The following is a 24,227-nucleotide window of genomic DNA, read 5'->3' on the forward strand; positions in this document are numbered from 1 at the left end:
CGCTATATCGGCGCCTATAGGGCAGTATTGCTTTTGTATCTTCGGCGGAATTATTTGGCCTCAGTTTCTCATTGGGGTATTTTGTATGTCTATCGAAGATTCTCGCATCTCTGCCGTTGAAAATGAAAACGCATCGCATGACTTGATCTCCGATATTCATCAGGACGCCCGCCTGCAGACTTCCGCCCTAGGTGGTCTCGAGGTCGCACAGGCCGGAACCACTCAGCCAAGCGATCAGCAGGGCGCCCAGTCGACTGAAACGACCGGTCGCTTGCCGGCAGCCCAGGACGCAGCCGCCGCAGCACCCGCTGGCCAGGTTGTCCCGGATCAGAACAACATCGCCCACCTGCCGGCCGGCACCGCGATCGACGATATCCACGTCCGCGGCAACGACCTCGTCCTCGTCCAGGCAGACGGCACCGAGATCGTCATTGTCAACGGCGCGCTCCACGTTCCGACCTTCCTGCTCGGCGAAGTCGAGCTGCCCCAGCAGGCCGTGATCGCCGCTCTCGAACAGAGCAACATCAACGTCGCCGCCGGCCCCGACGGCTCCTACTCCGCCAGCTCCTCGCCTTCGAGCTCCGGCGCCAATTTCCAGGACTCGATCCAGGGCAACGCCGGCGACCCGACGCAGCTGGCGTCGCTGCTGGCCGATACGCAGCAGGCTGACTTGACGCCCAGCCGCACGCCGGACGAGCAGAATGGCGTTCCCCTCATCACGGCAAGCAGCATTTCGCTGGTAACGGAAGTCAGCGATGCCAACGGCGCCTTCTCGACCCAGGTCGTCAACGGCCAGTTCGGCTTCATCCCCGGTAAGGACTTTGGCGTCATCACCGCTGTCGGTCTCTCCGATTCCCTCAACATGGATGAAGGCACCCAGAACGGCACGCATGTCGATCTGACCTCCAACGGCCAGCCGGTCGTGGTCACCATCAACGGCCTGACGATCACCGGCTCGGTCGATGGCCAGCCTGTGTTCACGCTGACGGTTACCAACATCGAGACCGGCGCCTACACCTTCACCCAGTTTGGCCCGCTCGATCATCCCGACAGGGGCGAAAGCGGCGCCGATGACGTGCTGCGCCTGCAGTTCAGCTACACCGTCACCGACAAGAACAACGACCAAGTCACCGGCATCGGTTCCGTCGACATCCGCGATGATGCGCCGAGCATCGATCCCACGGCGAAGAGCCCGGATAGCGCGGTCAACGAAAGCGGCATCACCGGCGGCGAGAGCCATCCCGTGACCACGGCCTCCCTCGGCATCGACTGGGGCGCCGACAAGGGTAGCAACCGCGACGTCACCTTCGACAAGCAGACCGCGCCGACGGGCCTGACCTCGCATGGCGAGCAGATCCATTACGAAATCTCCGCCGATGGCCACACGTTGACGGGCTACATCGTCGTTGCGGTGAGCGAAGGCGAGCTGACGGGCCTCAAGACTGTTCCCGTCTTCATCGTGACCCTCAATCCGGCCGCCGCCAACGGCGCCTACACGTTCGAACTCCTGCAGAGCATCGATCACCCGCAGACGACAGGCTCTGAAGGCGGTGAGGGCTCCGAAGGCGGCATTCAGCTTCTGTCCGTCGCGACGAGCCAGGACGAGCAGATCGGCCTCAACTTCGCCGTCACGGCCAAGGATGCCGACGGCGACACGTTGCCGGTCAACTTCACGGTGACGGTCAATGACGACGTGCCGGAGATCGACGGCGATGCAAAGGCCGTCAACTTGCTTGCCAACGGCGATTTCAAGAGCGCGGTATGGCATGCGGAAGGCTGGGACGCCGGTGGTTATGCCGGCTCCGCCCATGAGGGCATCGGCTGGAAGGTCGACGGCACAAATGCCAGCTCGCTGCAGGTCGAGCGCGTCAGCAGCGGCTACATGGGCATGGTCGCCTCCGACGAAGCCCCGATGATCGACATGGGCTCGTCGCCGGGCAACACCACCATCTCGCAGGACCTCACGGGCCTGAAGCTTGGTGAAGCCCTGACGCTGACCTTCGAGATCGGCACGCCCGTCGGCGGCACCGCCAAGCTCGAGGTCTACTGGAATGGCGTGCGCGTCGGCCTCTTCGACCCGACCAACGCAATGACCAAGGTCGTCATCGGAAATCTCTATGCCGACGAACATGGTCAGGGCACAGTGACCTTTAAGGAAGTCGGCGCGGCCGATTACACCGGCACCTATCTTGCCAATGTCAGCCTGACGGAAAGCACCGCCGTTCCGGCCTTCACCGCAACGGTTGGCGAAGACGACAAGGCCTTCTCGTTCGAACTCGCGGCAGGCCACCAGTTCACCTTCGGCGCCGATGGCGCGGGAAGCCTTGTGCTCGGCGCGGCCACTGTGGCCTCGGCTTCGGGCATCACGCTGGCGCTTCCGGAAGAGGCATTTGGCTACAAAGCCGGAAACATCGTCGTCAAGACCGGCTATTTCGAATCCCTCGGAAGGGGCGAAATCGCCGTGGTCACCATTCCCTTCACCGTCACCGATGGTGATGGCGACAGCAAGACCGGCGTCTACCAGATCACCGTCGTCGGCGCCAACGACGCCCCGGTCTTCGATACCAAGGCCGCAACCATCACCTTCGGCGAAACGGCGGACATCACCGGCTCGACGACCGCCCATGGCCAGAGCGGCACATTCGCATTCACCGATGTCGACCTGAACGACACCGGTCATTCGGTGAGCGTCGGCGTCGAAACCTCGGGCACTGTCAACGGCCTGCCGTCGAACCTGGCGTCGCTCCTGCATATCGATGCGGTCACCAAGGAGGCCGGCAAGAGCGATGGCGAGGTCAAGTGGACCTTCTCCGCGCAGGACAAGGCATTCGATTATCTGAGCGCCAACGAAACCGTGACGCTGAAGTACACGCTGACGCTTGACGACGGCCATGGCGGTACCGCGACGCAGACCGTCACGGTGACGGTCACCGGCACCAATGACACGCCTGTCATCACCACCACCGATGCCGGCGCGAAGTTTGGGGAGAACGCCGACCAGACGGGCACCAAGGACGCGCACACCGCAGGTGGCGTTCTCGCCTTCACCGACGCCGACCTTACCGACACCGGCCACAGCGCCATCGTCAAGGGCGTCGTTGCATCCGGCACCACCAACAGCGCAGACTACAGCAGCTTCCTGCATATCGATTCCGTGATGAAGGACGCGGGCTCGGCGACGGGCGAGATCAAGTGGAGCTTCAGTGCCCCCGACAGCACCTTCGACTATCTCTCCAAGAACGAAGAGCTGAAGCTGACCTACACGGTCGAGCTCGACGACGGCGACGGCGGCAAGACCACGCAGCTGGTCACCGTCACCGTCACCGGCGCCAATGATCTGCCGATCGTCGAAGCGGTCACGGTCGATCTCAACGAAAAGCCGGGCAAGACCCTGTCGTTCCAGAACGACGTCGCGCATTTCACCGTCAATTTTACGGATGCCGACCTGAGCGACACCGGCCACACGGCCAAGATCGTCGGCTTCAAGGCCTCCGGCGAAACGGACGGCCTCAACGCGTTGACCCGCCTTGCGCTGGCCAATGCGCTCGACATCGACAGCATCAGCAAGAAGGCCGGCGAGACCGATGGCCAGGTCAAGGTAACCTTCAAGGCGACCGACGCGATCTTCGATTATCTCGCCGATGGCGAAAAGCTGACGCTCACCTATCAGATCCAGGTCAATGACCACGATGGCGGCAAGGTCACCCAGGACGTCACCGTTGTCATCACAGGCAGCAACGACGCGCCTGTTATCGCCTATAACGACGGCGACACCATCCGCGAGCTTTCCGGCGTCACCGGATCGACCAAGGCAGACACGGCCTCCGGCACCATTCTCTTCACCGATGTCGATCTCAACGATACCGGCCACACCGCATTGGTCGACGGCGTCAAAGCAACCGGCGTTACCGGTGCCGGCACCACCGACTACAGCAAGTTCCTGACGGTCGCGGCGAGCAAGGCCGAAGGCTCGGCGCTCGGCGCCATCAAGTGGAACTTCAGCGCCCCTGACAGCACGTTCGACTATCTCGCCAAGGACGAGAAGCTGACACTCACCTACACAGTGTCGCTGTCCGATGGCCATGGCGGCACCGATACGGCAAAGGTGACGATCGTCGTCATCGGCCGCAACGATTCACCCGTCATCACGGCTGGCGCCCCGGTGGAGTTCGGTGAGAACCCCGCCACGACCGGCTCCCTGGCCGAGCACTCGGCCTCCGGCCTCCTCAAATTCACCGACGTCGATCTCAACGACAAGGGCCACACTGCCAAGTTCACCGACGTTGCTGTTGAGGGCACCCAGTCCGGACTGTCCTTGGACAAGAACGCACTCCTCTCGCTGATCTCCACCAGCGCTGTGACGAAGAACGTCGGTTCGTCCGAAGGCTCGATCGCCTGGACCTTCAAGGCCACCGACAAGACCTTCGATTATCTCGCCAATGGCGAAAGCGTAACGCTGCGCTACACCGTCGAAGTCGACGACCATGACGGCGGCAAGGGCACGCAGGTGGTCTCCATCGTCGTCACCGGCAGCAACGACGCGCCGATCGTTCAGGCAGTCTCACTCGGCTTGTCGGAAACGGCCGGTAGGACACTGTCCTTCGCCAACGACATGGCATCGGTGACGATGACCTTCACCGACGCCGATCTGAGCGACACCGGCCACACTGCAAAGGTGACGGGCTTTGCCGCCTCCGGCAACACGGCCGGCCTCAACCTCGTCAGCCGCTACCTCTTGGAGCATGCGCTCGACATCAACAGCGTGACGAAGCAGGCCGGATCGACGCAGGGCGCGGTCAACGCCACCTTCAAGGCAACTGACGCCATCTTCGATTATCTCGCCGACGGCGAGAAGCTGACGCTGCGCTACACCGTTACCGTCGACGACAAGCATGGCGGCACCACGCCGCAGACCGTCGAGATCACGATCACCGGCACCAATGACCAGCCGGTCATCGCCGGCGGCGACAAGGCCACCATCACCGAGCGCGCCGGTCTGACCGGTAACGACGTCAGCGACAAGGCCTCGGGCCTGATAGCCTTCGCCGATGCCGACCTCAGCGACAGCCACTCCGCGGTCGTCTCGAAAATCGCCGCATCGGGCGCAGTCGGCACCACCACGGATGCCGCCTACAGCGACTTCCTGAAAGTATCCGTGGTCGAGGCTCCAGGCTCTGCGGTCGGCGTGATCAAGTGGGCCTTCGAAGCGCCGGACAAGACCTTCGATTACCTCGCCAAGGGCGAAAAGCTGACACTGACCTACCAGGTCACGCTCTCCGACGGCCACGGCGGCGCCGACACCACCACTGTCACTATCGTCGTGACTGGCACCAATGACGCGCCTGTCGTAAACGGCAACGCCACGCTGACGCCGATCTCCGAAGACATCCTGCCGGCCGACAACAAGGGCACACTCGTCTCCGACCTCATCGCCGGCCACGCCAGTGATGTCGACGGCCAGGTGCAGGGCATCGCTGTCAGCGGCCAGTCCGATAAGGGCGGCCATTGGGAATACAGCATCAACGGCGGCACCAGCTGGACGACGCTGTCTGCCAGCGCCAGCGCCTCGCTGGTGCTGGGCCTGACGTCGCTCGTCCGCTTCGTTCCCGACATGAACGTGCAGACCGAGCAGTCGACCAACCCGCAGACGCAGATCGACAAGCCGACGATCACCTTCCACGCCTGGGATGGCACCACCAACGACACCGCAGGCTCGGTCGTCGATCTCACCAAAAATGGTGCAACCGGCGGCACCAGCGCCTACAGCGCCGGCACGGTCACTGGCACGATCGCCATCGGCAGCGTCGTCGATCACGTCTTTACCGCTGTTGACGATGTGGTCGACCTGCGCGGCCCGAACGGCCTTAGCAACGACCCGACCAAGGACGCCAACTGGTTCGAGGACGGCAACTTCACCAACGCGCTTGACGGCAACGACACCGTCTATCTCCCCAATGCCGGCGACAAGCTGGCGGGCGTTTACGCAGGCGTGGCCTTTGACGGCGGCGTCGGCAACGACACCATCTACGGCGGAACCGCCAACGACATCATCCACGGCGGCGAAGGCGACGACACCATCACCGGCGGCACCGGCGCCGACCAGCTCTTCGGCGATGCGGGCGACGATACCTTCAAGCTCGTCACCGACGTCATCGGCTCCGGCACGCGCGCCTTCGAACTCGGCGACGGTACAAAGATCCAGGTTGACATCAACGGCCTGGCCGGCACCTCCGACACCGTGGATGGCGGCACTGGCTACGACAAGATCGTCCTCGATAAGGGCAGCGCGAGCGGCTACGTCTACGACACCTACAGCGCGCCAAGCTACATTTCCCACGTCGAGGAAATCGTCGGCACCTCCGGCAACGACGTCATCATGGTGGCGGCGAACTACAAGAGCGACCTGGCCGACGGCGGCATCACCATCGATGGCGGCGCGGGCAACGACTATATCGGCGGCGGCGCCGGAAACGATACGCTCTACGGCGGCGATGGCGACGACGTGATCTCCGGTCTCGACGGCGACGACGTCATCGAAGGCGGCGGCGGCAACGACACCCTCTACGGCGGTGCCGGCAACGACATCCTGCGCGGCGGCGAAGGCAATGACACGCTTTACGGTGGCGCCGGCAACGACCGCATCGACGGCGGCAAGGGCGACGACATCATCATCGGCGGCAAGGGCGACGACGCGCTGATCGGCGGCGAAGGCAACGACCGCTTCCTCTACACCGTGGGCGATGGTAACGACCGCATCAACGGCGGCGGGGAAACCGGCACCACCGCCCCGAACTACGACATTCTCGAAATTACCGGCGACGGCGAGAACCGGGACTTCACCATCGGCAAGATCAGCAAGGCCGATGCCGGAAACATCAATGCCTATCCCACTGATGCCGACGACATCACGATCAGCTACACAGGCACGGATGCCGCAACCATCCGCGTCGACGAGATCGAGCGCATCGTCATCGATACCGGTAACGGCAACCACAATATCACGGTTGGCGACCTCACCGGCACCGGCATCGCGCCGGCAACGATCGTCATCAACAGCGGCTCGGGCGATGACATCATCGACCTCACCAAGCTTGCAGGTACCAAGGTCGAGATCAGCGACAGCGACGCCGTCAAGCCGATCGAAAGCGACACCGACACGGTGAAGCTCGCCGGCCACTGGGCCGACTACGTCATCGAAAAGGCATCGGACGGGACCTACTCGTTCTCGCTGGGCGGCAATGTCGTCGTCACCGCCAAGAACATCGAGCGCTTCACTTTCGCAGCCGATGTTTCCGACAGCCACGACGGCACCGTCCTGGCCGGCGATCTGCTGAACACGGCGCCGCATGCCGTCAACGACACGGCCTTGGTGACGGAAGCCGGCGGCATCGGCAACGCCACCGCTGGCGTTCCCACGGCGGACGGCAACGTGCTGACCAACGACACCGACGCCAACGCCTACGACACCAGGGTCGTCACCCAGGTTTCCGGCAGCGCGGTGACATCGGACCAGCCGACCGTCATCAACGGCACCTACGGCTCGCTGACCATCCACTCCGACGGCAGCTACACCTACGCGCTGAACAACGACGCCACGGCAACACAGAGCCTGCGTGGCAACGAAAGCGGCCTCGACACCTTCACCTACACGATGAAGGATGCACATGGCCTGACATCTCAGGCAAAGCTCGACGTCTCGGTGAAGGGATCCAACGATGCGGCCGTGATCGGCGGCGCGACGACGGGATCGGTGACGGAGGACGTTGGCGCCACGAGCGCGGCGCCGCTCTTCAGCGAGAATTTCGAGGGTCGCCCAGCGGGCTTTGCCAGCGACTGGGGTAGCAACGGCTGGATTCAGTCCAGCGGCAGCCTGACCCAGCATCTGTCCGAACAGGAGACCGCGCTCTACGACGGTGGCCAGTCGGTCGCCAAGACGATCAATCTTGGAACCGCGCCGGCGGTAACGAAGATCGAGTTCGACTTCCTCAAGATCGACAGCTGGGACCAGGGAGAGCATCTCCAGGTCTATCTGAACGACGGCCAGGCATTCACCTTCACGCCCAAGTCCGGCGCCGACGGCTCGACGAATGCCACGGGCACCTTCACCGTAGGCGGCATCACCGGCACCTACGTCGTCACTTCGAGCGGCACCGATACGCAGCTAGGTGGCAGCAACCTTTATCTCGACCGCGTCTATCACATCACGCTGATCGCCGAGGGCGTCGGCAACACGCTGAAGCTCGGTTTCGGGAACAATCTCAACGAGCACTTCAGCAACGAAGACTTCGGCATCGACAACGTCGTCATCCGCGACGCCAATGCCGGCAAGCTGATGACGCAGGGCGACCTTACGGTCTCCGACGTCGATCACGACCAGTCGAGCTTCGTCGCCCAGACCGCGACCAGCAGCCTCGGTATATTCACCTTGGCATCGAACGGCCACTGGACCTACGCGGCCGACAATTCGAACCCGGCGATCCAGGCGCTCGGCGCCGGCAAGACGCTGGTCGACACCTTCACGGTATCTTCGGCCGATGGCACGACGCAGGAAGTCAAGATCACCATCAACGGCACGAATGATGCGCCGACGGCGGTCGTACTGTTGAACAACGCGGTCAACGAGAACCAACTGGGAGCGTTGATCGGCAATCTGACGACCACGGACAAGGATGTCGGCGACACCCACACCTACACCGTCTCCGACGATCGCTTCGAAGTGGTCGGCGGCGAACTGAGGCTGAAGAGCAACGTATCGCTGGATTACGAAACCGAGCATTCGGTCACTCTGACAGTGACGTCGAAAGACAGCGGCAATCTGACGACGTCGCAGATGTTCACAATCCAGGTCGGCGATGTGAATGAGAAGCCGACGATCGCGTCCGGAACGACTGGCAGCATTGCGGAGAATTCTGCTTCCAGCAAGGTCGTTTACCAGACGGTTGCGGCCGATCCTGAAGGCAAGACGCTGAGCTATAGCTTGAGCGGTGACGACAAGGACTTGTTCAACATTTCGAGCACCGGTGCGGTCACGTTCAAGTCCTCGCCTGATTACGAGGCCGCAGCTGATGCCAATCATGACAATGTCTACAAAATTGTCGTGAACGTCAGTGATGGAACACTCGTGACTGCACAGCCCGTCTTGATCTCGGTAACCGACGTCAACGAGGCACCGAAGATCACATCGGGAGCAACTGCCAGCATTGCGGAAAATTCCCTCGTGAGCCAAGTCGTCTACCAGACGGCTGCGACGGATCCCGAAGGCAAGGCGCTGATCTATAGCCTGACCGGTGACGACAAGGATTTGTTCAACATTTCCAGCACCGGCGCTGTAACGTTCAAGGCTTCGCCCGACTACGAAAGCGCAAGAGATGCCAACCACGACAACGTCTACAAGGTTGTCGTCAATGTCGGTGACGGAACGCTGGTGACCACGCAAGCCGTCTCGATTTCCGTAACCGATGTGAACGAAGCACCACGGATTGCTTCTGGAGCGACCGGCAGCATTGCGGAAAATTCCCTCGTAAGCCAGGTCGTCTACCAGACGGCTGCGGTCGATCCTGAAGGCAAGCCGCTGACATACAGTCTGAGTGGTGACGACAAGGATCTATTTAACATTTCCAGCACCGGTGCCGTCACGTTCAAGACCTCGCCTGATTACGAGGCTGCAGCGGATGCCGACCACGACAACATCTACAGCGTTTCGGTAAACGTCAGTGACGGAACCTTGGTAACGACGCAGGCCGTATCGATCTCGGTCACGGATGTGAACGAAGCGCCGAAGATTACGTCGGCTTCAACTGGCAGCGAAGCGGAGAACACTCCGATCTCCAACATTGTCTACCAGACGGTTGCCGCAGATCCAGAAGGTAAGCCACTGACCTACAGCCTTTCGGGTGCCGATAAGGATTTGTTCAACATCTCCAGCACCGGCGCAGTCACCTTCAAGGTTTCGCCAGACTACGAGGCTCCGAAGGATGTTGGTACAAATAATGTCTATGACATCAACGTCCTAGTCAGCGATGGTGTGAACACGACAAGCAAGGCCATCGTGATTACTGTTACCGACGTTCAAGAGCTGGCCGCCACCGCCAATACCTACAACGTTGGCACTAATGCTGGGAATTCTGCAGGCTCGTCCTTGGATATCACCGGCAGCGCTTATGTCTACGTTAAGTCGAACGACCCGGATATTCAGAATGCTTCGACGAGCCCGTCGATCACCTTGAGTGCTACAACATCAAAGGGACAGTATGATTATTACAAATTCGTCGTCACGGAGAATGGCACCAAGGTTGTCCTCGATGTCGATCACTCGAACTTCGACAACAGTTTGACGCTTTACAAAGCCAACCCGCAGGGCGGTCCGAGTGTTGTTGCTCAAATCGACGATGCTGGAGGAGATACTGGATCGACAAGCACCCGTGATGCGGCAATTGTTCAAGTCCTCAATGCCGGAACGTACTATATTCGCGTTTCCGAATACTCTCAGGATGCCGCATTCGACAGGTTCTCAAGCTCCAACAACGTCTACGAGCTTCAGGTATCGATCACAAAGCCCAATGGCGACCCCATCATCCTCGACCTCGACCACAACGGCATTGCCCTGAGCACCCTCGACAACGGCGTCTCCTTCGACATCAATGCCGATGGTCACCAGGACAAGATCGCCTGGACGGCGGGCTCCGATGGCATCCTGGCCTATGATGTGGATGGCAACGGCAAGATCGACAATGGCAGCGAGATCTTCTCGCCGCACTTTGCCGGCGGCAATTATGTCGATGGTCTACAGGCGCTGGCGACGCTCGACAGCAACCATGATGGCAAGATCGATGCCAATGATGAGGCCTTCTCGAAGCTCACCATCTGGCAGGATCTGAACCACAATGGCATCAGCGATGCCGGCGAGCTTTCGAGCCTGGCGGATCACCAGATCGCCAGCCTGTCGCTCGATGCGCATGCGTCCGACAGCGCCATCAACGGTCAGGCGATCCTGGCTGATGGCAGCTACACGCTGACGGATGGCTCCACCGGTCACTTCGTCGAGGTCGCCTTCGATGCCACGCTCGGCAGCGCGGACGACAATCATGCCTACTCGCTGATCGGCAGCGACGGCAACGACACGCTCTCGGGCGCCGGCGGCATGTATACGCTGACGGGTGGCGCAGGCGCCGATACCTTCGTGCTCGATGCCGATGCGCTTTCGGATGTGAAGATCGCCGACGTGATCACCGACTACAAGGCCGGCGAGGGCGACACGCTCGACGTGTCGAAGCTCCTCGACAGCCTGCTCGGCCACCAGGCCACCGAAGCCGAGGCGCTCTCGAGCGTCAAGACGACGGTCCAGGGTGCCGACACGGTGGTCAGCGTCAACGCCAATGGCGGCTGGCACGACGTGGCGGTTCTCCAGAACACCACGGAAGCGGTCAAGATCCTGTTCGACGACAAGCACGACACCACCACCGCGCCGCATGTCGGCTAAGGGCTGACGGACAGGCGGAATGCTCCGCCTGACATGACAAGGGAAAAGGCGCGCGAGCGCCTTTTTCGCGTTTTGAGGGATGTGAAGGATGAGGGGAGGCCGGCTCCCCATCGCCGTACGATCGAGATACGGAGCATGGTCGGGCAGTCGGCCGTTGCGGCCAGCCTGGTTGCGCGGTCGGTGGATAGCGAATGAAACCACGTGGACTGTTTCGCTTCGGATGGCGAGAAGCGTTGCGATACCAGTGGCTGGTGAGGCGCGATGGATCTTGATGGTTGCGGCAGGTTTTCGCCGTTGCGGCAAGCCGCGGCGATTGCGATACGCCTCCAGCCTCCAGCCTCCAGCCTCCAGCCTCCAGCCTCCAGCCTCCAGCTTACGTTCGCCGGTATTGACGCCTGCGTCCGCCCGCCTTTCCAGCGCCTGGCCGAAACTGCGATCCCCAACGCACCAATCGCTCTAAACGAAAAGAGGCGCCCGATGGCGCCTCAAAATCATGTCACGATTGCTGCCTTATCCGCCTCAGCCCTCAGCCCTCAGCCCTCCGACCTCAGGCCGCCGGCAGTCTCGAGATCGGCACGATCTCGTCGCCCTCTCCACCACCACGGTCCATGGCCATTTCGTCGGCCAGCTGGCGGATGTGGTTGAAGTCGGTTGGGCCGTCGAAGACCGCGCCGCCGAGGCGGATGTCGAGCGAAAGCGGTGCATCGCCGGCGGTGAACGCCGCCTGTTCGCAGCGGCGGCGGATGCGCATGCCGACATCCTGGGCGTTTTCGATCGTCGCGCCCGGCAGGAACACGCCGAGCTCGTTGGTCGCAAGCCGGGCAACGAGGTCGCCGGAGCGCACCGACGACTGGGTGATGGCGGCAAGCGACTGCATTACGGTGTCTGCCCATTGCGGCCCGTAGCGGCGGCTGATGGCGTCCAGCGTGTCGATCACGACGGCGATCATCACGCCGCCCGCATCAGTAGAGATTCGCTTGCGGCGGTCGATATAGTGTTCGACGGCGGCCGCGAAGGCTGTTCCGTTGAGCGTCTTGGTAACGCTGTCGTGCCGCTGAGAATAGTTAACGGCTTCCTGCAGTTTTCTGAGCTCGTTATTCTTGATCTGCAGCATCATCAGCAGCGGAAATGCAACAAACAGCGAAATAGCGGTGGCTCCGACGAATCCAACCAAAAATGGTCGCTCCGGCATCAGAAGGTTTAAGATAAGTAAAAAACCGACCGAGAAGGCCGCGAAGCAGATCGAAACGATCGATGCGATGCGGAGTGCGGAAAGGTTTGTTGCGGATTGGTAACGCTGACGGAATTTCATCGCGGGGCAGGTCCCTGTGGAAGTAACGGCAGATAAACACGGACGGGAAAAGTTGGCGTTAAAAAACCCTGTAAAATTCTAGCTTTAGCTATTGATACTTGGGAATTAACCGTCTCCGCAGGAAAGACCTGTACCGGAATTGGAATGTGGAAAAATAGGTGTTACTTGTTTGCCGAATGAAAGCGTTCGGTATACGGGTTCACTCGGTGAATTTAGATGTTGAGGGGCATCCGTCTTGTTTAAAACCAAAAGCATTATTGCAGCATTGTCTGCCACTGTTGCTCTGAATTTCTCGTTTTTCGTCGACGCCAACGCGATGTCTTTGCAACAAGCCATCGAAACGACGATGAAAACCAATCCGCAGATACTTCAGGCTGCGAAAGACAAAGAAGCAATCGAGTTTGAACTTCGCCAGGCGCGTGGGTTGTACTTACCGTCGGTTGATCTGGAGAGCGGCATCGGTCGTCGCCGGTTGTCGAATTCCTCGACGGGCACGCTGAGCTCCGACCATGACTACCTGTCTCCAGGCGATGTCGGGGTCACGGTCACGCAGACGCTGTTTGATGGCGGCGCGCGCAAGTCGCAGGTCGATCAGCAGGCATCGCGCGTCGATGGCGCGTCCTTCCGGGTCCTCGAGCGCTCCGAAGCGCTGGCGCTCGAAGTAACCCAGGATTACCTGGAATATATGCTGCAAAACCAGATCGTTGCCGCCGCGAAGGAAAACGTTTCCTTCCACACGGCGATGGTCGGCGATATCAATGAAAGCATCCGCGGCGGCGCGCTCACCGATGCCGACCGTCTTCAGGGCAGCGAACGTCTGCAGGCTGCCAAGGCCCGCATGCGCGAAGCGCTCGAAGAGCTGGAAGCAACGAAGATCCGCTTCATGAAGGCCGTCGGCCAGCCGATCGTCAATGCCCAGACCCCGCCGTCGGTCGCGAAGTATATCCCGAAGACGCTCGACGATGCACTGTTCGTGGCCAACAAGAACAGCCCGCGCATCTTCTCGGCCAACGCCGATGTTGATGCGGCCGATGCCGGCGTTCGCGGCGCGCGCGCCAACTACCTGCCGAAGGTCAATCTCGAAGGTACTGCCCGCGTCGGTAACGACATCGATGGCGATGAAGGCAATACCAACGACTACCAGGTGCGCGTTGTCGCCCGCTGGAACCTTTATCGCGGCGGCATTGATGTCGCCCGCGAGCAAGAGCAGATCCGCCGCGCCGGCGAAGAGCGCTATGCGCTCGCCCAGGTGCAGCGCGAGGTGAAGGAATCGGTCAGCTCCGCCTGGAACGAACGTGTCAGCCGCGGCGAGCTGTCTGGCATCCTTGCCAAGCAGTCGTCGATCAACAACCAGCTGGTCGGTTCTTACCGCGAGCAATTCAAGGTCGGCCAGCGCTCGCTGCTCGACGTGCTCGATGCGCAGAACACCCGCTTCAACACCAAGGTGCTGGCCGATACGGCCCGCGTTGCCTCGCTGTTTGCGGAATACAAGATCCTCGCCGCATCCGGCAATCTGCTTCAGACCATGAAGCTGAAGCCGCTGGATCAGGCCAAGCCCTACGCACGCGAAGAGTTCGCTGTTCCAGCGGCCGCTCAGAATCCCGGATATGCCGAAGTCGACTCTCATCAGAAGGCTGGCATGCCTATGGACCTGCTGGCGCCGATCCGGCAGCAGTAGTAGTCAGGTGACCATAGAACATGCGGAACGTTGCATCTGAGACGAACGGCAGCATGCCGCTTCAAACATTCAAGGCCGCGTTCAAGTCCGTGGCAGCGTTCTATGGTCGACCAAGCTCCGATACGGTGCTCTTCTCCGGCCTGCCGGATGAGATCACCGAATCGCTTGAGGGCGATGATGTCGAGCAGATGGCCGAGCGCATCGGCCTTCAGGTCATCAAGCATCCGGAGCGCGATTGCAGGCTGGGCAATTTCGATTGCCCCGCCATTGTCGCCTTCGCCGATGGCGGCGTGCTCCCTCTGCTGGAGATGGCCGAGGACGGCTCTTACATCACCGACATCGTTCCCGTCGCCGGCGTTTCCTCGCGCCTGTCGCGCGAAGACCTGATCGCGCTGAAGCCCGAGACGGCTTTCGCCTTCACGCTTTATTATCAGAACGCGTCGGAAGAGGCGCTCGTCGGCAATGCCGTGGAGATCGAGAAGCGCCATTGGCTGGCAACGACGCTGGCGCCTTACTGGCGCACCTATGTCCGCGTCATGGTGGCCGCGCTCTTCATCAATCTGATCGCGCTCGGCTCGCCGCTGTTTACGATGAACGTCTATGACCGCGTTCTGCCCAACAAGGCGATCCCGACGCTCTGGGTTCTGGCCGCCGGCATCACACTTGCCTATCTCTTTGATTTCCTGCTTAAAACCGCGCGCTCCTCGCTGATCGATTATGCCGGCCGCAAGGCGGATCTGCGCCTGTCGCAGATGCTGTTCGACAAGGTACTGAACTCGACGCTGGCCTCGCGCCCGATGTCGACGGGCGAATATGCCAACCGCGTTACGCAGTATGAATTCGTCCGCGAATTCTTCACCTCGAACACGATCGGCGTCATCATCGACAGCCTCTTCGTCTTCATCTTCCTCGCCGTCATCTACTTGATCTCCGGCTGGCTGGTCGTCATCCCCGCTGTCGCCTTCGTGCTCTCGGTCGTGATCGGGCTTTACGCCCAAGCCGCCATCGGGAAGCGCATGGCGACCGCCGCCAACGAGGCCTCGCGCCGCCAGTCGCTGCTGGTCGAAACCATCTCGACGATCGAGACGCTGAAGAGCCTGCGCGCCGAAGCCACGATGCTGCGCCGCTGGCAGGAACTGACGAAGTATTCCAGCCGCACCAGCGAAGAGATCAAGCACGTCTCCACCAACGCCATCAACATGACCATGTTCGTGCAGCAGATGGTGAGCGTTCTGATCGTCATCGCCGGCACCTACGAGTTCTCCGAAGGCCGCATCGCCATGGGCGCGATCGTCGCCACCGTGATGCTCGCCAGCCGCGCCGGCGCGCCGCTCGGCCAGATCGCCATGACGCTGGCGCGCTTCCGCCAGGCCACCATGTCGCTGCGCATCCTCGACAAGATCATGGAACAGCCCGACGACCGCCCCTCGACGGTCGGCTTCGTCAATCGCGAGATCACCCGCGGCGCCTTCTCTTTCCAGGATGTCTCGTTCCAGTATCCGGGCTCGGATTATCCCGTCATCAACAAGCTGTCCTTCAACGTCAATCCGGGCGAGCGCATCGGCATCATCGGCCGCATCGGCTCCGGCAAGACCACGCTGGGCCGCCTGCTGGATGGCCTCTTCGCGCCCTCCGGCGGTCGCGTGCTGATCGATGGTGTTGATATCCGCCAGTATCACATGGCCGAAGTGCGCGCCAATGTCGCCGTCGCCGGCCAGTCCTCCGATCTGTTCTCCGGGACGGTGAAGGAAAACCTGCTGCTCGGCCGCGCCGACGCTACCGATGAGGACCTGCTCGAAGTCGCCCGCATGACTGGCGTCGATGAGTTCGTCGGCACCCATCCGCGCGGCTTCGACATGCCTGTCGGCGAGCGCGGCAGCAATCTGTCGAGCGGCCAGAAGCAGGCGCTCACCATCGCCCGTCTCCTGCTCACCCGCCCCAAGGTCGTGTTCCTCGACGAGCCCTCGGGCGCCATGGACCTCGCGACCGAGCGCAACCTGATCGCCCGTCTCTCCAAGGCCTTCGACCGCAAGACGACGCTGATCATCGCCACCCATCGCTACAGCATGCTGGATCTCGTCGACCGCCTGATCGTCATCGACAAGGGCCGCATCATCGCCGATGGCCCGAAGCAGGCCGTCATCGAAGCCATGCAGCGCAAGCCCGGCGCACCCGCGGCGGCCGTGGCCCCGCAGGCCGTGCCGGTTGCAAGGCAGGCTCCGGTCACGCCGGTCGCCATGTCCGTCGCCCCGGTCACCTCAGTCGCGCCGGCGCCGGCAGGCTCCGCCGCCATGCCGGTCGCGCAGGTGGCAACGGCCGCGCCCGCCCACGCCCATCCGATGCCGGTAGCCTCGGTCGCATCCGGCGCGCCTGTCGGCCCGGCGGCCGCCGCGAATGTCACGCCGATCGTTCCGGGGGTTAAGCTGTCATGACGAACAAGCACGACAACCCGCCCTTTCTCGCCCGCGCCATTCTCGGCCTCGTGGCGCTCGTCATCGCCAGCTTCGTTGCCTGGGCGGCGATCGCCAAGATCAACGAGATCGCCCGCGGCGAAGGCAAGGTCATTCCCGTCTCGAAGACGCAGATCATCCAGTCGTCGGAACCAGGCGTCGTCCAGCAGATCGCCGTCGTTCTCGGTCAGGTCGTGCGCAAGGGCCAGCTGCTGGTCCAACTCGACAACACCACCACCACCTCGACGCTCGGTGAATCGGTTGCCAAGGCCCGCGCGCTCGGCGCCAAGGTGGCGCGCCTGAAGCTCGAGGAAGAGGGCAAGTACGACGAGCCCTACAATTGCCCTGAGGATATCCTGGCCGTCGCCAAGGAAGTCTGCGCCAACGAAGCCCAGCTTTTCGCCGCCGATCGCGCCAGCTACACCAACAAGCTCGGCGTGCTGAAAGAGCGCGTCCGCCAGCGCGAAAACGAACTCAGCGAGGCGCACGCCAATATCGACCGCCTGACGCAGAACATCGACGGCGCCCAGCGCCAGTACGACCTGATCAGCCCGCTCGCCAAGAAGAAGCTGGTCGCCGAGACCGAAGTCTTGAAGACCGAGCGCGATCTGACCGATCAGCAGGGCCAGCTCAAGGTCTACCAGGAAAGCATCGATCGCCTTCAGGCCGCCGTGCAGGAAGCCAAGCTGCAGCTCGGCGATCTCGCGCTTGAGCTGCGCCAGCAGGCGCTGACGGACAAGGCGCAGGCACTGGCCGAGCTCTCGGTCGTTGACGAAACCGTGCGTGGCGCCTCCGATCGCGTCAAGCGCACCGACATCCGCTCGCCGGTCGATGGCATCGTCAACACGCTCGAGGTCAACACCATCGGCGCCTATGTCGATCCCGGCCGCGTCATCGCCGGCATCGTTCCGACGGCCGATACGCTGCTCGTTGAAGCCAAGATCTCGCCGCGCGACGTCGCCTTCATCCGCCGTGGTCAGCCGGCCATCGTCAAGATCACGGCTTACGACTTCTCGATCTTCGGCGGCCTCGAAGGTATCGTCGAAAACATCTCGGCCGATAGTCTGGTGGAGAAGGAAAAGGGCGAGACCTACTACCTCGTGCAGGTCAAGACCGACAAGTCGGAGCTCGCGCGCGACGGCAAGATCTATCCGATCATCCCGGGCATGGTAGCCTCGGTCGAGATCATGACCGGCAGCAAGACCGTGCTCAGCTATCTCATGAAGCCGATCAACAAGGCGCGCACCGAAGCGCTGACGGAGCGCTGACCATGCTGATCGTCAAGCCCGGAATTCAGGACGCAACCGACCTCGAGCCATCAGACCAGCAGCTGCCCGCGATCGATGCCGAAGAGATCGAGCCGCGTTTCCGGGCCGTGGCGGGTCGTGGCGGCGAGCGTCGCGGCATCCGGCTGGAGCGCATCTATTGGGACGGCCTCAGCCGCATGTCGGCCTCCGGCAAGATGTCGACCGCCGATCTCGTGCACTACACCGCCTCGCAGATGCCGGAATCCGGCAATCTCGCCTCGCTTCTGCGTGTGCTTAGCCTCAAATGGGCGCTGCGCCGGCTGGATACGGTCGAGGACATTTCCTCGCTCGCCAATGTCAACGCCATCATCCAGGCCTCGCCGTCGCCGGCGATCCTTTTGACGCATGAGAAGAAGGTGCAGCTCTTCAACGATGCCTTCCTGTCGATGCTGCGCCAGCGCCTGCCGCTCGGCGATCTCGCGCAACTGACCAAGAGCCTGCGTTTCTCGATCGACACCCAGATCGAGGAAGCCATCGCCACCCTGTCGCGCAACAAGGGCAAGACGCTTGCAACAGGTTTCACCATCACCGTCGGCACCCAGACCATGAAGGGCCAGATCAACCTGGCGCTGGCGCCGACGCACGAGAAGTCGATGCTGATCGGCTACATCTCCCGCTACTGAAGCTAAACCACCTCAATCCTCGAAACGCCCTGCCGCATCCCGGTCGCGCTCGTATCGATGCTTCAACGGAAACGCCGGAAGCCACCCCTCGCGGCGGATGGTCCACAGCTCATACGTCGGCTGGAACTGATCCTTTTGATCGAGCGACCCGAGATTGACCTCGACCTCATCGCCGCTCCGCCCAAACACCGGCGACCCGCAACGCGGACAAAAGAACCGCCCATTATACTCCCCCATCTCCCTCTCGACCCGCATCGCATCCTCGGGAAAGATCGCAGACGCATGAAACAGCGCCCCATGATGCTTGCGGCAATCCATGCAATGACAGATGCCGACCCGATAGGGCGCACCGGATACAGTCAAACGAACGCGGCCGCAGAAGCATCCGCCGGTAACTTCGCTCATGCCGTTTCTCCTCAGTCAGCGAATCCTGGAAGCCAAACGGCGTCACCGCGCAAAAGTTCGCAATCATGCTGCAAGTCTTGGCTACAAGGTTCGTTTCGTTAGCCTCATGCGATCGAGTCGGTAGCTCTCATGAAAGTGGTTCTTGACCAGATTGAACCAATCCTCCGGCAATGCGCCAAGCACGCAGGTGTCTTCCACGATCCGGCGCTGGGATATCCATTGCGCCGGGCGCAGGTCGGGACCGGGCCAGACGAAAGCATTGACCTCGTCGGTGTAGATCCATTGCGGTCTGGCATCGAGCCCGATGTGGTGGCGCAATTTCGCGGGCACCTCAAGCGCCCTGCGGCCCTCGGGTGGGCGCATATGGGAAATGCCGAGCGCATAGACGAATGTCGACCCGAGTTCGTCGCGCGTCGATAGGATCAGCGCGGTCGGATAAACCTTCTCGCCGTCCTGCCGCGTCCTGGCCTTGCTGGCCCACAGATATTCGTAGGCGACGAGATGACCGATGGGCGGCAGAGCGGGGATTTTCATCGCGTCATCGCTTCAGCCTGGGTAACAGATCATCCTCATCGATATCGGGCAGGTCATCCAGATTGTAAGGCGTGTCGGTCTCCACGCGCGCCTGCATGATCAGGTCCACTTCGCTTTCCGACAGGGCGCCCACGGGAAGTGAAACCCTGAAACGCTCCCAAAGCTGATGAAACATGTCAGCCGAGACGAGATAGGCCGTCGGCCTGCCGTATTTGGTGATCTCGACCGGCGCCTGCTGGACCTTGTCGTGCCACTCGCCAAAATTCTTCTGAAACTCCGAAGCGGGAACACGCGGCATGTTGGCCTCCATTTTCCGTAATATACGTAAGATACACAAAATCGGGCTGTTTCTCAAATTCCGCAAAAAGTTTCAGGGGAGGGCACGTTTCACCCCTGTAAAGATATTCACCCATGTGGTTGACTATCACTCGGATATGGATATATTCAACCACATGGGTGAATGAAATGGATGAAGACGCACTGTCACGGATATTGAAGGCCGCGGGGGATACCACGCGGCGGCAGATCCTGACGCTCCTCGTGCAAGAGGGGCCTCTCAGGGTGACGGGGCTCGCTGCTCATTTCGACATGTCCCTGAATTCCGTCTCCAAGCACATCAAGGTTCTGGAGGAGGCGGGGCTGGTCACCCGGCGTACTTTGGGCCGCGAGCATTTCATTGCCGCGGAGCTTGAACCGCTGAGACTGACGGAAGACTGGTTCGCGCAACTGAAGTCGATATGGGAGCTGCGCCTGACGGCGTTGGAAGAGTTACTCGTTTCAAAGGAGTGAAGTCATGTCCGAACTTGAACTGACGGTAAGCCGCAAGATCGCCGCCTCGCGCGAGAAGATTTTCAACGCCTGGCTCTCGCCAACAGCACTGGCGAAATTCATGAAGACGCCATCGGGCAATTTCGACGCCCGAGGTGTCACCACCGATCCGGTCAAGGGCGGCCGCTTCATGATCGTGATGGTCACACCGGAGCGCGAGATCCCGCATTCCGGCACCTATCTCGAAGTCGATCCCTATTCGCGCCTGTCCTTCACCTGGGAATCCCCTCATTCGCTGGATGACAGCGTCGTCACCATCGACTTGAAGGAGATCGACGCCGAAACCACCGAACTGACCCTGAAGCAGGTGAAGTTCCGCAGCGAAGGCGCCCGCGACGGCCATATCCAGGGCTGGACCTCGATCCTCGGCGAACTCGAGACATATCTCGGCTAAGTCAGGGGACTGACATGAAAAAGCCGCCGGCAATGCAGCGCCGGCGGCTCCATTTCGCCTCGGTATCGAAGCGGGATGCGAGAGGAGGCCAGCCCCGGCCCTCGCCATTGCCTTCGGATCAGAAGGCAACACCTTCGCCAGGCGCGACCTTTTCGATCGGCATGGCAGATGCCATCTGGCTGCCGCCAACGTGCGAGCCGTGCAGGTAGCCCTTGCCGCCGGCAATCGAATAGAGCGGCATGTAGTCGGGCAGGCGGCTATCGGCGAGAACCTCGTCGCGCATGTTGTCGAGAATATAGTGGTTGCCGCCGGCCGAGACCGAGAGAACGGCGTGGTAGAAATGGCGCTTCTGGTCGAAGAGAACGACGATCGCCATGTCCTTCAGGTCGACGCCCTCGGCATTGAGTGCCGCCATCTTCAGGATCGCGAAATCCTCGCAATCGCCCTGCTGGCGCTTCAGCGTCTCGGAAGGCGTCGCCCAGTAATCGGCGACCTTGTAGGTGTCGATGTCGCGGGCGTAGCGGATCGTGTGGTTGATCGTGGTGTTGATCGCGTTCATCTTGTCGCGTAGCGATGCCTGCGAGGTCTTGGCGAACGATGCCTTGACCGCCGTGACGGCCTCAGTGCACTTGCCCGCGGCGCAGGAAATGGCGGTGCCGCTGGTCATTTCGTCCAGCGAAGGCGCCAGCCGCTTCAGGGCTGCCAGGCGCTTGAAGGGGATCGCCACCGATCCGAACACGCCGCCATCATCGGAGCGCGCCGCGATCGAGGGGCGGGTGGCCGGCTTCACGGATGCGGTGGTCTCGGGGCTGAACGCGGCTGCCGCAACCGGCGCCGGCGTCTTCAGTGCCGCGAAGTCGATCGAGCCGAAGGCCTGTGCAAGACCGCGTCCGGCGAGCGTGACAAGGCGCGCCATGCCGCCAACGCTGACGGCGCTCGCTGCCTGCTCGGCGATGCTTGCTGAAATATAGCTGGAGTAAGGTGCGCCGTAATCTTCTGTATTATAAAGAACAGAAGCCGACGCATAATTGTAAGAAAAAGAAGAAAATGCCGAAAGAAGTGCGATAAAAGCGATTTTGTTTGTTTTTGTTATTTTGGTCACGGGACTTAATTTCTCCACTTGTTGGGAGAAATGTACCGATCAGCCATAAATATCGGGTTTGGAAGCGTGGATAACTTAGAACGAAGTTATCCGCTCAAAAAAGCTGAAAATTTTAGCTTTTCCGTCAACCAAGTTTGGGGGAAGGGTTTGCTTTCACCAGATGCCTATGCAGATATGAGGCCGCGAAATGGCCGCTATAGACGGCCTGATTAGGGTTGGGGGAAGCAATGATCGTTAAGGGCACGGATGAGGCGCGTGGCGCGCATGGTTTACGCGGCGTCCTTCGCGCAGCCCGCAAGGGGGCGAAAGCCGCACGATCGCTCCTGCTTCTCTCCGTCGTCCTCTCCTGCACAGCGCTGACGGCGTGCCAGTCCGACGTTGACGGCATCGCCAGGAACGTCAAGACCAACGACATCAAGCCGCCATCGAGCGACGTCGAGGAAAGCTTCGGCGAAAACGGTGCCGAGATCACTCTGCTGATGCAGAAGGGCTCGAACGGGCTCTTCGAAGGCCCGTCGCGCGATGTCAGGGATGCCGCAGCACTCGGCATCGGCGAACTCGGCGCCAACCAGGCCTTCGTCAAGGTGATCGATGTCGCAAGCCCGGCAGCCGCATCCGCCGCCGTCGCGGCCGCCAAGTCCAGAAGCTCGGCGATCCTCATCAGCTACCTGCCGCCGGCGACCACGGCAGCCGTTGCCGCCATGCCGTCCGACCAGCGCCCGCCGCTCCTCAATCTCGGCCAGCCGGTGCCGGCCACATCAGGCAATGTCTACAATCTCGCATCGAGCGAAACCGACAGCGCGCTGGAAGGCCTGCGCACAGCCGCTGCCAGCGGCCACAAGAAGGTCGTCGTGTTCGCTGAGCGGAGTCTCCCGCAAACTGCCGATCTCAGGCTGGCGGACGCCATCCGCGCCTCGGGCGGCACCTTTCTCGGCATCACCAGATATGACCTGACGGATGCCGCGGCCGCCGCCGCGGTGCAGACGGCCAAGCCGCAGCTGCAGCAGGCCGATACGGTGCTCATTCTCGGCCGCACGGCGATCACCACCACCATCGAAGGGGCGATCAAGGCAGGCGGTCAGAGCAATCTCAATTTCGTCGGCACCAGCGCCTGGCCGCCGCAGACCTACCGCGAACCGACCGCCAACGGCACGCTGATCGCCATGGTCGAGCCCGAGGCCACCTCGCTGATCTCGGAGCGCTACCAGCGCCACTACAAGCGCCCGCTGTCGGCCGATGCCGCCTATGGCTATGACGCCGTCGCCATCGCATCGGGCATCATCCGCACCAGGGGTCCGACGGGCCTCAACGCCGAGACGCTGACCAGCAAGGTCGGCTTTCGGGGCGTCACCGGCCTCTTCCGCCTGTCGCCATCGGGCCAGGTCGAGCGCCGCTTGAGCCTCTACGCCATCGGCGGCGGCAAGCTCAACGTGCTGGCGCAGGCGCCGGCCTCGTTCTGAAGCGAGCAAACATTTCCCCTGACAGCACTTCGCCTTTGCCTGCAAAGGGCAAGTTCGGCGTGAATTGTAGATGTAAATTCTTCGCGCACAGATTGACGGCGGCGCGATGTATTGCTCATCTAGTCTTATAGATATGAGGGGATTTCATCATGCGTACTGGCGCAAATTTTCTATGGTTCATACTCGGCGGATGGGCATTGGCACTGATGTGGTGGTTTGCCGCCGCACTGATGACTATTTCAATTATCGGCTTGCCGTGGGCGCGCGCCTGCTGGGAGATCGGCTTGCTCAGCCTGTGGCCCTTCGGACGGGATGTCGTATCGCATGCCGAACTCACCGGTAAAAGCAGCGCCGGGCTGACAATATTCCGATTGATCGCAAACATCATCTGGCTGCCATTCGGCGTCATCCTGGCAATCTCTCATGTGCTGCACGGCTGCCTGATGTTCGTGACGATCATCGGCATTCCGCTCGGTCTCCAGGACTTCAAGCTCGCGGGCATCTCACTGTTTCCCGTTGGCAAGCGCGTGGTCACCAAGGAGCTGATGGCCGCGGCGCGCTCCGCCAATGCGCAGGCGCAACTCGCGGCCCTTCGGCAGGGCTGATCGCGATCGATCAACGTTGCTGGTCAGGCGGCGGAGATCGCATCCCGCCG

General features: G+C 61.5%; 14 protein-coding genes and 1 pseudogene. 10 read left to right on the forward strand and 5 right to left on the reverse strand.

Annotated elements, in window-relative coordinates; all coding sequences use genetic code 11:
* The first annotated feature begins 85 nt into the window (after window positions 1-85).
* Entirely contained in the window at window positions 86-11,479 is an 11,394-nt protein-coding gene (locus tag J5286_RS31485; RefSeq protein WP_209189538.1) for a VCBS domain-containing protein, read from the forward strand.
* A gap of 547 nt (window positions 11,480-12,026) precedes the next feature.
* Here J5286_RS31485 and J5286_RS05630 read toward each other — a convergent pair.
* Window positions 12,027-12,653, reverse strand: a complete 627-nt coding sequence (locus J5286_RS05630; protein WP_245205369.1) for a GGDEF domain-containing protein — start codon at window positions 12,651-12,653, stop codon at window positions 12,027-12,029.
* A gap of 454 nt (window positions 12,654-13,107) precedes the next feature.
* On the opposite strand from J5286_RS05630, the gene J5286_RS05635 reads away from it, so the two are divergent.
* Genes J5286_RS05635 through J5286_RS05650 form a run of 4 tightly spaced genes read left to right on the forward strand, consistent with a single transcriptional unit; the run spans window position 13,108 to window position 18,849 of the window.
* On the forward strand, window positions 13,108-14,469 hold the full coding sequence (locus J5286_RS05635; RefSeq protein ID WP_209189539.1) for a TolC family outer membrane protein: 1,362 nt from the start codon (window positions 13,108-13,110) through the stop codon (window positions 14,467-14,469).
* A 20-nt stretch (window positions 14,470-14,489) separates the two neighbouring features.
* A complete protein-coding gene (locus J5286_RS05640; RefSeq protein WP_245205370.1) occupies window positions 14,490-16,901 on the forward strand; it encodes a type I secretion system permease/ATPase in 2,412 nt (803 codons plus the stop codon).
* A complete protein-coding gene (locus tag J5286_RS05645) occupies window positions 16,898-18,187 on the forward strand; it encodes an HlyD family type I secretion periplasmic adaptor subunit (RefSeq protein WP_209189541.1) in 1,290 nt (429 codons plus the stop codon). The genes J5286_RS05640 and J5286_RS05645 overlap by 4 nt, the downstream gene beginning before the upstream one ends.
* A gap of 2 nt (window positions 18,188-18,189) precedes the next feature.
* Window positions 18,190-18,849 (forward strand): ribbon-helix-helix domain-containing protein, encoded by a 660-nt coding sequence (locus tag J5286_RS05650; RefSeq protein WP_209189542.1) that lies wholly within the window; start codon window positions 18,190-18,192, stop codon window positions 18,847-18,849.
* A gap of 12 nt (window positions 18,850-18,861) precedes the next feature.
* Here J5286_RS05650 and J5286_RS05655 read toward each other — a convergent pair whose 3' ends face one another.
* The 3 genes from J5286_RS05655 to J5286_RS05665 form a co-directional block, all read right to left on the reverse strand.
* The gene (locus tag J5286_RS05655) at window positions 18,862-19,254 is read right to left on the reverse strand and encodes a GFA family protein (RefSeq protein WP_209189543.1); all 393 of its coding nucleotides are present in this window, start codon (window positions 19,252-19,254) and stop codon (window positions 18,862-18,864) included.
* Window positions 19,255-19,335: 81 nt separating this feature from the next.
* Window positions 19,336-19,788 (reverse strand): hypothetical protein, encoded by a 453-nt coding sequence (locus tag J5286_RS05660; protein WP_209189544.1) that lies wholly within the window; start codon window positions 19,786-19,788, stop codon window positions 19,336-19,338.
* A gap of 4 nt (window positions 19,789-19,792) precedes the next feature.
* The gene (locus J5286_RS05665) at window positions 19,793-20,086 is read right to left on the reverse strand and encodes a type II toxin-antitoxin system Phd/YefM family antitoxin (RefSeq protein ID WP_209189545.1); all 294 of its coding nucleotides are present in this window, start codon (window positions 20,084-20,086) and stop codon (window positions 19,793-19,795) included.
* Window positions 20,087-20,253: 167 nt separating this feature from the next.
* Between J5286_RS05665 and J5286_RS05670 the strand changes: the two genes are divergently transcribed.
* Complete coding sequence (locus tag J5286_RS05670; protein WP_047507735.1) at window positions 20,254-20,577, forward strand: ArsR/SmtB family transcription factor; 324 nt, start codon at window positions 20,254-20,256, stop codon at window positions 20,575-20,577.
* Window positions 20,578-20,581: 4 nt separating this feature from the next.
* Window positions 20,582-21,010: an SRPBCC family protein gene (locus tag J5286_RS05675; RefSeq protein ID WP_209189546.1), complete on the forward strand. Its 429-nt coding sequence runs from the start codon at window positions 20,582-20,584 to the stop codon at window positions 21,008-21,010.
* A 118-nt stretch (window positions 21,011-21,128) separates the two neighbouring features.
* On the opposite strand, the gene J5286_RS05680 is transcribed toward J5286_RS05675, so the two are convergent.
* Window positions 21,129-21,926 (reverse strand): transglutaminase-like cysteine peptidase, encoded by a 798-nt coding sequence (locus tag J5286_RS05680; RefSeq protein ID WP_245205372.1) that lies wholly within the window; start codon window positions 21,924-21,926, stop codon window positions 21,129-21,131.
* Window positions 21,927-22,339: 413 nt separating this feature from the next.
* Between J5286_RS05680 and J5286_RS05685 the strand changes: the two genes are divergently transcribed.
* From J5286_RS05685 to J5286_RS05690, 3 genes and pseudogenes are all read left to right on the forward strand, one after another.
* Window positions 22,340-23,572, forward strand: a complete 1,233-nt coding sequence (locus J5286_RS05685; RefSeq protein WP_209189548.1) for an ABC transporter substrate-binding protein — start codon at window positions 22,340-22,342, stop codon at window positions 23,570-23,572.
* Window positions 23,573-23,745: 173 nt separating this feature from the next.
* Window positions 23,746-23,871: pseudogene (locus J5286_RS31710) on the forward strand (YccF domain-containing protein); the annotation flags it as partial.
* Window positions 23,857-24,177: a YccF domain-containing protein gene (locus J5286_RS05690; RefSeq protein ID WP_449089923.1), complete on the forward strand. Its 321-nt coding sequence runs from the start codon at window positions 23,857-23,859 to the stop codon at window positions 24,175-24,177. The pseudogene J5286_RS31710 and the gene J5286_RS05690, both read left to right, overlap by 15 nt.
* Window positions 24,178-24,227: the final 50 nt, after the last annotated feature.

Origin of the sequence: Rhizobium sp. 16-488-2b, from assembly GCF_017741815.1 — a bacterium.
Lineage (GTDB): Bacteria > Pseudomonadota > Alphaproteobacteria > Rhizobiales > Rhizobiaceae > Rhizobium.